This window comes from Seohaeicola zhoushanensis (assembly GCF_014656415.1).
Classification (GTDB): Bacteria; Pseudomonadota; Alphaproteobacteria; order Rhodobacterales; family Rhodobacteraceae; genus Seohaeicola_A; species Seohaeicola_A zhoushanensis.
On record NZ_BNCJ01000020.1, the window covers coordinates 1 to 11,975 of the forward strand.

The following is an 11,975-nucleotide window of genomic DNA, read 5'->3' on the forward strand; positions in this document are numbered from 1 at the left end:
CTTGGAACTTCCGAACCGCGTCAAGCCGCGCCGCGTAGGGGACCGCCGAGGCGCTTACCGTCCACCACAATCCCAAGGCGCAACGACGCGTTTTCGTGATGGCGGGCGACTTCAACGAAACAGTCAAGATCATACTCAAGAGCCACCGCTTGACGCGAAGCGCGGCGATTTTTGCTCTTTTGGATCAGCGTAACACCGAATGTCACTGGGAGACTGTTCGTGCTCTGGCCAAGCGCGCTGGAAAGCTGAAGATTGAGCTCCTCTACTTTCTCGGCACGGCGTGGCTTCATCGGTCATTGAAGACGTCAAAGTCGGCTGAGAGATTGGGTGAAATTGATCGCTGGTGGGGTGGCGACGGATGGCGCGACATTGTGGAGCTGTCTCAAATAGAAATTGTTCAAGCGGTCACAGAGCGGTTCCGCCAGGAGCTCGGCTACAAGTTTGTTAAGCCGTTCCCGATATACCAGCGAGAGGCCGGAAAGAAGGTAGCATTCTATTTAATCCACGCGAGCGATCATCCCGAAGCGCCAAAACTCATGCTCCGGGCATACAAGAAGATCTGTGGGGACAGAAGCGGCGCCCCGTCAGACAGCCAAGGTGACCTATTCGAGTAGGGCATTACGCCTATCACCGACCGGCATGTTACACCTTGCTGGTATCCGATCGATATCCGATGAAGTTTCTTCGGAATCGCATGGCGCTCTTGGTTTACAGGGCGCGAAAATTTCCATTGAAAATCAATGGCACCCCGCACCGTCGGTTTACGGCTTAAGTGCCTGTTTTCTCTGGATTCGCGCCGTCCTCCAGGGATCGCCAATATCCCGGATGCAACCCTTGCCGCAATGGACCGTTGACCGCCCCGGCCGTCGCGGGCGCCGGGGCGGTCGCGTGGGAGGTGGCCAATAATGGCCGGTTCTGGAGCGCCACCAAAAGTTCGTTTGGACCTCCCGGCAAATGCTCCTACGCTCAACGGCGGGCAGCAACAAGAACACTCGAATCTCTAACAGACATGAAACCGGCGATTGACTTGTTCGCTGGTTGCTACATGAGGGGAGACAGCTATGTTGCGTCGAGACCTGGTATCCATCTTGATATCGTTGATATTGTCCGTCCTTGGCGTCGGATTGGTATTGGGTCTCTAGCCAACGCTCGGGGGAGGGTGATGTCCCGGCAGAATCGGGTCAAGACTGCCGGGGCAGCGGCAGCGCGAGCTGCCGAGGGCGCGCATCGAAGACGGTCGGTTTGCATCCAGTTACGCCTGGCGGGCTGCATCGGCTGATCGGTGCGCGTCCTTTCGAGTCGAGGTCGCGTTGAGATAGTCGTTCGAACGGTCTCTCGTTTTTGAAACTGCGGATCAGGCTGCTTCTAAGCATTTCAGCCTTAGCTTAGCGTGAGCTATTAGGGCGTGCACTCTCAGTTGTCGCTTCTAGGCCCCCAACCTCGAGCGAGCAACCAGAGTGCGGCCCATTTCTGAGCGTGACGCTGCGGGTCTCCTGGTTAAACTCGTCACCTCTGCACAAGAGGCTTTGGGCTGAGACAGACCTCGTACGGCTAAGGATAAGACTGATTTGGCTCAGGAGACCGGTTTTCACGTTCACCCTGCGTTCACGGAATGTCTGATAACCTATTCCGGCGTATTGTGTTGTTTTTCCGGGGAAATCGCTGGGATTTGCAATCCGCTGCGTAACCTCTCCGCCAACCCGCCGGATCAGTGGCCTAGGGATTATCGGCGCTCCAGTCCTAACGCAAGTCCCAAATTTGGTGTTTCCGCCTCAGTTCGGATCCACGGTTGCCGTTGGGCGGTCCTAGCTGGGCTACAAGGCCTTCAGGGCTAGGGTTTCGGGCTATTTTATGTAGCCAGCCTGGTTCAGGGTGTTGGTTTCGCGAGGCGATTGTCTGTGGGAGGCGCGGGCCCGGACGTCATTGTCTGCGCGACGTCCGAGCTGATGTTGTAGGCGATCCTCGTTGAGGGGTGGTCAGACGTGCCTTCTGGTCCGCTTGCGCTGCAGGCCCGCTCCTGCCAGCGCGGCGATACCCGCGATGAGCATCAGGCTGGTCGCGGGAAGCGGGACTGAGGTCATCGTGAGATCATACTCGTACAGCCAAAGGCCATCGTCAGTTGTGGAGACCGACTCGCCCGTGACCGGATCAATGCCGTATTTGTATCCTCCTCCGTACACGCGGAGAATTCCGTTTTCCAACAGGGTTCCGGAGCCATCTTTCCGAAAGCTAAACTCATACCCGTACCAGCCAAGCACTCCGATATGAATGCTGGTGTAGCCCGGTCTGTCCTCAAATAGATCGAGCCCGAATGTGAAGCATTGCGCGCCAGCAATCGTGCAATGCACAACGGACTGAGGTCGGGTGTCGTCGATCACAAGCCTTCCGCTGTAGGTCTGTCCATCCACGGTCTTGTCGAGGCCATGGCCGACCTTGAAACCAAAGAGATTGTTGCCGGGCGTTATGGAAATATAGTCGTAGTACTGTGTCGCGCTTTCGACGGGCCCGATATCGCCTTCCTTAAAATGCATGGTGAAGTTGTAGTTGTGTGTCGCGGCCTGAGCAGTCGTGGCAATAAAAAGCGCGCAAAGTGCTGCAAACAGTTTCATGATAGTCCCCCATTAATCTTCGTTAACAGGGCAGGTGAGTCGATTCCGGTCAAGCTATTAATCAACTCGTGAACTCTGGGCTTTGGGGGCGCGCGATTTGCGGCAATTTTCAGCAAGAATTGGACTCGCAGTCTCCAATATCATTTCCATTGGGGCGCCTCTCTGAAACCGATTGCACTTCCTTGTGCGAAGCGCGCGCAAGATGAGCTTTTCGCGTGCCGCCAGGCTGACGGCGCTTGAGCCTGCGGGGAGGGTAGTTCGGATTGCATGGGCAGCGCAGAAGCCGCAGTCCATGTCGCCAAGCGCCGGGGAGGGCAGAGCATCTGCCGTGGCTCTGCGGCCAAATGGCGTGCCGAAGGCGTTGCCGGGGCGCGCTGCTTGTCGTAAACCTGTCGCCAACTGGCCCAGTGAACCGAAGAGTTTAGCCCATGACCGACTTCGCCGCCCGCCGCCGCATGATGGTGGATACACAGGTTCGTCCCTCGGATGTGACCAAATTCCCGATCATCGAAGCGATGCTGAGCGTTCCGCGCGAGATCTTCGTGCCGGATTCGCGCCGGGAAGCCGCCTATGCCGGCGACAACCTGGAGCTTGGCCGGGGCCGGGTGATGCTGGAGCCGCGCACGCTGGCCAAGATGCTCGACGCGCTGGCGGTCGAGGCGGATGAGCTGGTGCTCGATGTGGGCTGTGGGTTTGGCTACTCCTCGGCCGTGGTCGCGCGGATGGCGCAGGCCGTGGTCGGCGTCGAGGAAGACGAGAGCATGGCCGAGGAAGCCACGGCGCTGCTGTCGGAGGCCGGCGCGGACAACGTGATCGTGCACACCGGGCCGCTGGCCGCGGGTGCGGCCGAGCATGGGCCCTATGACGTGATCCTTGTGCAGGGCGGCGTGGGCGAGCTGCCCGAGGCGCTGGTGGCGCAGCTGAAGGACGGCGGGCGTATCGCCTGCCTGTTCATGGAAGGCGCGCTGGGGGCGGTGAAGATCGGCCACAAGGCCGGTGGCGTGGTGTCCTGGCGGTTCTCGTTCAACGCGGGCGCACCGGTTCTGCCGGGGTTCGAGCGGAAGACCGCCTTCGCCCTGTAACGGCTGTGCGCTTGCCAGTGGCCGCGTTTCGTATCAGGCTCCGGCAGTCGGCATTGGCGCGATGAGTATTTGGAGACGATGATGGGTATGCTGGGTGCGGGCAAGCGGTTGCGGCGGGGACTGGTGGCTGCGGCCGCCGCGGTGATCCTGGCGGCCCCGGCGGCGCGGGCGGACAATCTCGCCGATGCGCTCATCAGTGCCTATAACACCAGCGGGCTGCTCGAGCAGAACCGCGCGCTGCTGCGGGCGATCGACGAGGATTACGCGCTCTCTGTCTCGGCGCTGCGGCCGATCATCGACTATACGGTGAGCATGGGCCGGTCCTATTCCGGGTCGGGCACCAACAATGCCACCAGCCTGTCGCGGGGCAGCACGGCGCTGACGGCGCGGCTGAGCCTGAGCTGGACGATCCTGGATGCCGGCGAGCGGTTCTACGGGATCGAGCAGGCGCGCGAGACGGTGCTGGCGACGCGGCAGGATCTGCTGGCGATCGAACAGCAGGTGCTGTTCCGGGCCACGGCAGCCTATGTGAACGTGCTGCTGCAGAACGACAACGTTGCCCTGCAGCGCAACAACCTGCGGGTGCTGGGCGAGGAATTGCGCGCCGCGCAGGACCGTTTCGACGTGGGCGAGGTGACGCGCACCGACGTGGCGCTGGCCGAGGCGCGGGTCGCCGCGGCGCGCAGCAACCTGTCGACGGCGCAGGGCCAGCTGATGACCGCGCAGGCGGAATACCAGGCGGTTATCGGCCGCCGGGCGCTGAACCTGCACGGCCAGCCGCGCCTGCCGGCGATGCCGAAATCGCTGGAAGCGGCGGTGCAGCTTGCGGTGCGCACGCATCCGAGCGTGCTTGCAGCGCAGCACAAGGTGAAGGCGGCCGAACATGCCGTGGCGGTGGCGAATTCGAAGCTGCGGCCCTCGCTGTCGATCGTCGCGGATACCTCCTATTCCGACGACATGACCTCGAGCGACTTCGACAAGAGCGCCTCGGTCGGTTTGCAGCTGAAGCAGCGGATCTACCAGGGCGGCGGGATTGCGGCCTCGGTGCGGCGGGTGATGGCTTCGCGGGATGCGACGCGCGGGGCGCTGATCACCACGCAGCGCGACGTGGTGCAGGGGGTGAACGACGCCTATGTCCGGCTGCAGGTCGCGCGGGCGGCCTTTGCCGCCTCGATCGAGCAGGTGCGCGCCTCGCAGGTGGCCTTCGACGGCATCCGCGAGGAGGCGACGCTGGGGGCGCGGACCACGCTGGACGTGCTGGCGGCGGAACAGGAGCTGCAGAACGCGCAGACTGCGCAGATTTCCGCCCGCGCCGAGGAATCGGTGGCGGCCTATCAGCTGCTGGCGGCGCAGGGGTTGCTGACGGCGGAAAAGCTGGGGCTGAAGGTCGCGCTCTATGACCCGGAAGCCTATTACAACATGGTCAAGAAGGCGCCCGCGGCGGTGAGCCGGCAGGGCAAGGAACTCGACCGGGTGCTCAAGAGGCTGGGCAAGGAGTAGGATCCTACCCCACCTGTTGTGAGAATCCCTTGATGCGGTTACACTTGCGGATGGGGCAAGAGCGGTAATGAAAACATGTCGGAACCGGTAACGAATGTGGATATCGAGGACGTGCTGTCCTCGATTAGGCGGCTCGTGGCAGACGAGTCGCGGGCGCCGGTGCGGCGGATCAAGCTGCAGCCGTCGCAGGCGATCCGGACGGGGGACAGTTCCTCGACCGCGGCGACGCGGCTGCTGCTGACGCCTTCGCTGCGGGTGAACAAGGAAGATGCGGGGCAGGCCGACACCGCCTCGGTGCATGACCGGTTCGGGCGGCTGGCGGGGGCGGATGACATCCAGTTCCGCAAGGCCCCGATGCGCGAGCCCTGGCGCGATCCGAAGGCGACCCTGCTCGGGGCCGCCGCGCATCCCGTGGCCGAGGAACCGGAGGAACCGAAGGCCGCCACCTCGCTGCGGGTGCCGCTGATCCTGTCGGGGGCGCTGAAGCCGGCCGAGGAGGAAGAGACCCCGGAGATCGAGGCAGAGGCCGATGTGGCGGAGGCCGAGGCGGTTGACCCGGAGGCCGTAGCCGAGGACGTCGAGGCCGCGGCGGAGCCGGTGGTTGCCGAAGAGCCTGCGGTGACCGCCCCGGAGATCGTGGCCGAGCCGGAGGCGCCCGTTGCCGAGACAGCGGATCTGCAGGCGCGCGGCGGCGGGCTGGAAACCAAGATCGCCGCGCTGGAGGCCCGGATGGCCGCTGCACCGAAGGCAGAGGCGGTCGATCTGGAGGCACGGGGCAACAGCCTGAAGTCGAAGATCGCGGCGCTGGAAGCGGCGATTGCCCAGACGCCGGGTCCCTGGGAGCCGGATGGCTCGGGCATGGACGATCACGATGCCGCGCCGATCAAGACCGCTCCGTGGGAAGGCGCGGCGGCGCTGGTCGATGCGGTCGAGGAGGACGGGCCGGCAGACGACGGGTTCCTGCTGGACATGGACGGTGACGAGGCATTCGAGGCCGACGATGAGGTAGAGGCCGAGGAGCCGGTGATGCAGACTGTCGAGGAGGCCGTGGCATCGGCGGTCGAAGAGCTTGTGACCGAGGTCGCGGCGCGGGTGGTCGAGGACGAAACCTCTGTTGCCGAGGTTGAGGAGCCTGTCACCAAGGTCGAAGAGCCTGTAGCCGAGGAGCCCGAGGTTCCGGCTTCCGGGAAGACAAGCGAGGCGGTTGCCGGCGGCGAGGACAGCTTCCTCGACGAGGATAGCCTGCGCGAGCTGGTGGCCGAGATCGTCCGCGAGGAGCTGCAGGGCGCGCTTGGCGAGCGGATCACCCGCAATGTGCGCAAGCTGGTGCGGCTAGAGATCCAGCGGGCCCTGGCGGCTCACGGGTTGAACTGAGCCGGCTCGGCCGCGAGCGAGAGCAGCAGGTCGATATCGAGATGCCGTTCGAGATGGGCGGCGAGGGCGTCGAGGGTGGCTTCGACGCCTTCTTCATAGGTGGCGCTCGACCGCGCGCCGATGCGGGCGAGGAAGCTCTTGCGGAAGCTGTCCGAGGCGAAGAGCCCGTGCAGGTAGCAGCCCATGACGCGGCCGTCTGCCGAGGCGGCGCCTTCGGGGCGGCCGTCGATGTCTAGCCAGGCGCGGGCGCAGTCGGGGCCGGAGGTCTCGCCCATGTGGATCTCGTAGCCGGTGACCGCCTCGCCGCCGGGCAGGGCGGTGGCCGATTGCAGCGCGAGGCGCTTGCGGCCCGCCATCTGGGTGGTGATGTCGAGGTGGCCGAGACCGGCGACCTCTCCCTGCAGGCCATCGACGCCCTCGGGGTCGGAGATCAGGCGGCCGAGCATCTGGTAGCCGCCGCAGAGGCCCAGCACATGGCCGCCGCGCCGGATATGGGCGGCGAGGTCGATGTCCCAGCCCTGGGCGCGGAAGGCGGCGAGGTCGCCCATGGTGGTCTTGCTGCCGGGCAGCAGGATCAGGTCGGCATCGCCGGGCAGGGGGCGGCCGGGGGGCACGATCTCGACCGTGACCTCGGGCTCGGCGGCGAGCGGGTCGAGGTCGTCGAAATTCGCCATGCGGGGCAGCTGCGGCACCACGATCTTGCAGGCGCCGCCGGGGCGGTTGGCGATGTCGAGGATATCCTCGGCGGGCAGGCGCCAGGCGTCGGGGAACCAGGGCACCACGCCGAGGCAGGGCCAGCCGGTGCGCTCGGCGATGGCATCGCGGCCCTTGTCGAAGAGCGAGACGTCGCCGCGGAAGCGGTTGACGGCAAAGGCGCGGATCTGCGCGGCATCCTCGGGGTCGAGCACCGCCTGGGTGCCGACGATCTGCGCGATGACACCGCCGCGGTCGATGTCGCCGACCAGCACCACGGGAATCCCGGCGGCGCGGGCAAAGCCCATGTTGGCGATATCGCCGGCGCGCAGATTGATCTCGGCGGGGCTGCCGGCGCCCTCGATCAGCACGAGGTCTGCGCTGGACGCAAGGCGGCGGAAGCTTTCGAGCACGCGCGGCATCAGCGCCGTGCGGTCCTTCTGCCAGGCTCGGGCCTGGGTATGGCCGAGCCGCTGGCCCTGCACGATGACCTGTGCGCCGGTCTCGCTTTCGGGTTTCAGCAGCACCGGGTTCATGTCGGTATGCGGCGCCAGCCCGGCGGCGCGGGCCTGCAGCTCCTGGGCGCGGCCGATCTCGCCGCCGTCGATGGTGACGGCCGCGTTGTTCGACATGTTCTGCGGTTTGAACGGCGCGACGCGCAGGCCGCGACGGACACAGGCGCGGGCGAGGCCGGCGACCAGCATCGACTTGCCGACATTGCTGCCGGTGCCCTGAATCATGATCGCGCGTGCCATGTCCTACCCTCGTGATCCGAGGGCACATGACCCGATTTGGCCAGGCGTGAAAAGGCCGAAAAGAAGGAAAAAGCGCGCCCTTCTGGGCGCGCTCTTCGGATCCTGCGGATCGGTCCTTGTCAGGCGGCTTCGGCCTGTTCGGCGGCGTGACGGCGTTCGCTTTCCTCGCGCGAGAGCGCGACCGAGGTGCGGACACCGCGACCCACGAATTCCATCAGACCGGTGACGACGCGTTCGTTCGGGTCGATCCCCGCGCAGCTCAGCACTTCGCGGCCATCGCGCGAGCGTGCCCAGCGGGCGATCTGTTCCGGACCATTGCCGTACTTCTTGTCGTCGGCGATGGCGTCATCGAGTGCAGCCAACACAACGGCTGCGAAGAGTTTGCGTGCACGATTGCCTTGCTCGTTATTGAAGGCAGTGCCGTCAACGAAATCTTTCATCTCGTTTCCCTTGTTTTTCTTGCTCTTGAGTTTTCGGCGCGAAGCACCTTATGACCTATGAGCATCGATTCGGATACAGCTTTGATGCATGACCCTTATGCGTTCTGCGCATGGCTTGTGGGGCTCTTGATCGCTATCTCGTTAGCTTGCTTCGGGTGGTCCCGCGATATATAGCTCGCCGCATTTCCGGTTCAACCTCTGTGCACAGGGCTGTCATGGCTAAGATCAACGGCAACGAAATCCGTCCGGGCAACATCATCGAGCATGATGGCGGCCTGTGGCTCGCGGTGAAATGCGACCACGTCAAGCCCGGCAAGGGTGGCGCCTTCGCGCAGGTCGAGCTGCGCAACCTGCGCACCGGCACCAAGCTGAACGAACGCTTCCGCAGCGTCGACAAGGTGGAGAGCGTGAAGCTCGACACCAAGGACCAGCAGTTCCTCTACGAGACCGACGGCAAGCTGGTGTTCATGGACACCGAGACCTACGAGCAGATCGAACTGCCGGGCGATATCTTGGGCGAGCGGCGGCCGTTCCTGCAGGACGGCATGAAGGTCGTGATGGAATTCTACGAGGACGAGGCGCTGAGCGCGCGTCTGCCGCCCAAGGTCACCTGCAAGATCGTCGAGACCGAGCCGGTGGTGAAGGGGCAGACCGCCGCGAACTCGTTCAAGCCGGCGCTGCTGGACAATGGTCTGCGGGTGATGGTGCCGCCGTTCATCGGCAATGACGAACTGATCGTCGTCAACACCGAGAGCATGGAGTATTCCGAGCGCGCCTGAGGCGCGGCCCGGAACGCGAGGATGCGCGCCCTTCGGGGCGTGCGCCGGTCTCAGGCAGAGCGCAGCAGCGTCTTGTTCGACCCGAGCGCCTCGGCGATGCGGGCGTAGTGCAGTTTCTTGCCGCTCTCGTCGTCGGGGCTGCGCAGCAGCAGCGTGGTGGTCGCATCCAGAATTGCCGCCGCCTGGGCGTTGGTCGCATCGGCGCTGGCCTGCGAGACCGGGGTCAGCGGACGGCTGGTCTGGGTGGCGCCCGAGGTCGCCTTGGCGCGGGGCAGGGCGGAGTCGCGGTTGGCGCGGGCCAAGGCTGCCATGTCCTCGGAGGTCTTGGTCAGGATGGAGCGGACCTCGGCATAGTCGCTGTCGGCCGGAATGTCCTTGGCAATCTCGCCGATACGCTCGGCCAGACAGTCGACCTGATATGCCTTGTCCAGCGCGCCGCAGAACTTCTTGGCGGCAGCGAAGGAGCTCACCATCGTATTGGTGTAATTGTTCGACCCGAACTTGCCGGCGGGAATGATGAAGGTCAGCAGGGCGCCGGCCGGGGATTGCGCCAGCAGCGGCGCCGGAACGGCAAGGGCCAGCATGGCGGCGGAGACGAGCGTGGTGCGCAGCGGTTTCATCATGATCGATTCGCCTTCTGTTGACGCGGGAATTGAACACCAGCGATGGCCAGATGAAAAGGCCGGGGGTGTCCGTGGCCGGCCCATTCGCGCAAACGGGGTCCCAAACGGCCGGAAATGGGCCGGAACCTGCCGCCTTGACCGGTATGGCGTTGTTTTCCTGCCGCGTTTGTTGGAAGGTTTAGAGTGATTGGAGTGACTCGCGCCGTCAGCGCGGGTCAGAGGATATTGCAGCTCGGGGTGATGACAACATGAAATGGATTGCAGGTATCGTGGCGGTCGGGCTGTCGCTGTCTTCGCTTCCGCAGATTGCCTCGGCGCAGGCTGTCGCCGTAGGCGGAAGCGCTGCTTCGGGGGCTCTGGGCGAGGCCCGGTCGCGGCTGGTCTGCGGCACGGCAACGCTGGTTTCGGCGCAGTATCTGGGCAATGGTTCGTTGCGTGTGACCTGCCGGCAGGATGGCCCGGATCAGCGGCAGAGCCGGAACGGCAGGAATCCGCTCGAGGGCGGGCTGGGTGCTCAGCCGGCCGCGATCGCCGTCATCACCGTGGGGGCTCTTGGTGCGCTGATCGGCAGCAAGAACTCGTCGACCACCACGTCGACCGCGCCGGTTTACAGCGACCGCTGAGCTATTGCTCCAGGCGGACCGTGGCGGTGCCGGCGGTCATGCCTTCGGTGGCGCGGTCGAGGCGGAGATAGGCGATCGCGCGGTCGCCTGACCGGGTGAGCAGGGTGCCGGCGGATTTGCCGCCGGCGAGGATCTCGGTTCCCGGTTCGGCCTCGCCCTCGACGACCACCTGGCGCAGGCCCTTGCGCAACTCGGTCTTGTGCTTCATCCGCGCCGTGACCTCCTGGCCGACATAGCAGCCCTTGCGGAAATCGACGCCGTTCAGCGCCTCGAAGCCGGTTTCGAGGATGAAGCTGTCGGGCGTGAGTTCGATGCCGGTTTCGGGAATCACCTGCGCCACGCGCAGAGCGTCCCAGTCGGTGCCGTCATCGGAGCTTTCGAAATCGCCGTAGTGCCGCCAGCCGAGCGAGGGGTGGCGCGGGTCGGCCAGGGCGGCCTCGGGGGCGGGGCCGGTGCCACGGCGGACACCGAGCGGTGTCGGCTCGATCCGCACGTCGGCGCGCAGCTTGTACATCGAGAGGCGGCGCAGCAGGTCGTCGGCCAAAGGTTCGGCCACGTCGAGCAGCACGCCGTCGCCGTCGCGCAGCAGGAAGAAGTCGGCGATATACTTGCCCTGCGGCGTCAGCAGCGCGGCATAGACCAGGCCCTGGTCGAGCTTGCGGACATCGTTGGTGACGAGGCCCTGCAGGAAATCTTCGGTGTCTTTTCCGGTCAGTCGGAGGATTCGGCGGGCATTCATGGGCTTTTCCTTGCGTCTCGTGCCCCGTCATATAGGAAAGGGACCGCCCGTGAACAGGGGAGAGCCCGGCCGATGAGTGCACAGATCAGTATCGTCGTCCCGACCCTCGACGCCGAGAAGGTGCTGCCGGCCTGCCTAATGTCGCTGATGGAGGGGCTGCACGCGGGGCTGATCCGCGAGTTGATCGTGAGCGATGGGGGCTCCGCCGACGCGACGCTGGCGATTGCCGACGAGGCGGGGGCGGTGATCGTGCGTGGGCCGGCCTCGCGCGGCGGTCAGCTGCGGCGGGGCGTGGCCGAGGCCAGGGGGGCCTGGCTGCTGGTGCTGCACGCCGATACCGAACTGGCGCCGGGCTGGGCCGAGGCGGTCGCCCGCCATATCGCCCAGAGCGAGGGAGCGGCGCATTTCCGGCTGCGGTTCCGGGCGCGTGGGGTGATGCCGGCCTGGGTGGCCGGCTGGGCCAACCTGCGCTCGGCGCTCTTCGGGCTGCCCTATGGCGACCAGGGGCTGCTGGTCAGCCGGCGCGACTATGACCGGGCGGGGGGCTATCCCGACCAGCCGCTGATGGAGGATGTGGCCCTGGTGCGGGCGCTTGCGGCGCGGCCGACGGCGCTGCCCTGCGTCGCGCTGACCGGGGCGGAACGCTATCAGCGCGCCGGCTGGCTCCGGCGGGGCGCGCGCAACCTCTGGACGCTGGCGCGCTACATGGGGGGCGCCGACCCGGCACGTCTGGCCGAGAGCTATCGCCGCTAGGGAGC

11 protein-coding genes and 1 pseudogene are annotated in these 11,975 nt (G+C 65.3%); 7 read left to right on the plus strand and 5 right to left on the minus strand.

Annotated features, from left to right (window positions below):
* Positions 1–68: 68 nt before the first annotated feature.
* Positions 69–614, plus strand: a pseudogene (gene tcmP, locus IE266_RS21720) (three-Cys-motif partner protein TcmP); the annotation flags it as partial.
* 1,362 nt (positions 615–1,976) lie between these two features.
* On the opposite strand, the gene IE266_RS21725 reads toward tcmP, so the two are convergent.
* The gene (locus tag IE266_RS21725) at positions 1,977–2,609 is read right to left on the minus strand and encodes a hypothetical protein (RefSeq protein ID WP_189682235.1); all 633 of its coding nucleotides are present in this window, start codon (positions 2,607–2,609) and stop codon (positions 1,977–1,979) included.
* 428 nt (positions 2,610–3,037) lie between these two features.
* Here IE266_RS21725 and IE266_RS21730 point away from each other — a divergent pair, with 428 nt between their 5' ends.
* From IE266_RS21730 to IE266_RS21740, 3 genes are all read left to right on the plus strand, one after another.
* Positions 3,038–3,691: a protein-L-isoaspartate O-methyltransferase family protein gene (locus IE266_RS21730; protein WP_189682236.1), complete on the plus strand. Its 654-nt coding sequence runs from the start codon at positions 3,038–3,040 to the stop codon at positions 3,689–3,691.
* 81 nt (positions 3,692–3,772) lie between these two features.
* A complete protein-coding gene (locus IE266_RS21735; protein ID WP_189682237.1) occupies positions 3,773–5,191 on the plus strand; it encodes a TolC family outer membrane protein in 1,419 nt (472 codons plus the stop codon).
* 75 nt (positions 5,192–5,266) lie between these two features.
* On the plus strand, positions 5,267–6,565 hold the full coding sequence (locus IE266_RS21740) for a hypothetical protein (protein ID WP_189682299.1): 1,299 nt from the start codon (positions 5,267–5,269) through the stop codon (positions 6,563–6,565).
* Here IE266_RS21740 and IE266_RS21745 read toward each other — a convergent pair.
* Together IE266_RS21745 and IE266_RS21750 are read right to left on the minus strand one after the other, a co-directional pair.
* The gene (locus IE266_RS21745) at positions 6,550–8,013 is read right to left on the minus strand and encodes a cobyric acid synthase (protein WP_189682238.1); all 1,464 of its coding nucleotides are present in this window, start codon (positions 8,011–8,013) and stop codon (positions 6,550–6,552) included. The genes IE266_RS21740 and IE266_RS21745 overlap by 16 nt on opposite strands.
* 119 nt (positions 8,014–8,132) lie before the next feature.
* On the minus strand, positions 8,133–8,453 hold the full coding sequence (locus IE266_RS21750) for a DUF6280 family protein (protein ID WP_189682239.1): 321 nt from the start codon (positions 8,451–8,453) through the stop codon (positions 8,133–8,135).
* A 215-nt stretch (positions 8,454–8,668) separates the two neighbouring features.
* Here IE266_RS21750 and efp point away from each other — a divergent pair, with 215 nt between their 5' ends.
* On the plus strand, positions 8,669–9,232 hold the full coding sequence (efp, locus tag IE266_RS21755) for an elongation factor P (RefSeq protein WP_189682240.1): 564 nt from the start codon (positions 8,669–8,671) through the stop codon (positions 9,230–9,232).
* 50 nt (positions 9,233–9,282) lie between these two features.
* Here efp and IE266_RS21760 read toward each other — a convergent pair whose 3' ends face one another.
* Positions 9,283–9,855, minus strand: coding sequence for a hypothetical protein (locus IE266_RS21760; protein WP_189682241.1), 573 nt, complete (start codon positions 9,853–9,855; stop codon positions 9,283–9,285).
* Positions 9,856–10,103: 248 nt separating this feature from the next.
* Between IE266_RS21760 and IE266_RS21765 the strand changes: the two genes are divergently transcribed.
* Positions 10,104–10,478 (plus strand): hypothetical protein, encoded by a 375-nt coding sequence (locus IE266_RS21765; RefSeq protein WP_189682242.1) that lies wholly within the window; start codon positions 10,104–10,106, stop codon positions 10,476–10,478.
* A 1-nt stretch (position 10,479) separates the two neighbouring features.
* Here the strand turns inward: IE266_RS21765 and ygfZ are convergent, their stop codons facing one another.
* Positions 10,480–11,217: a CAF17-like 4Fe-4S cluster assembly/insertion protein YgfZ gene (ygfZ, locus tag IE266_RS21770; protein WP_189682243.1), complete on the minus strand. Its 738-nt coding sequence runs from the start codon at positions 11,215–11,217 to the stop codon at positions 10,480–10,482.
* Between the two features lie 72 nt (positions 11,218–11,289).
* Between ygfZ and IE266_RS21775 the strand changes: the two genes are divergently transcribed.
* Positions 11,290–11,970 (plus strand): TIGR04283 family arsenosugar biosynthesis glycosyltransferase, encoded by a 681-nt coding sequence (locus IE266_RS21775; protein WP_189682244.1) that lies wholly within the window; start codon positions 11,290–11,292, stop codon positions 11,968–11,970.
* Positions 11,971–11,975: the final 5 nt, after the last annotated feature.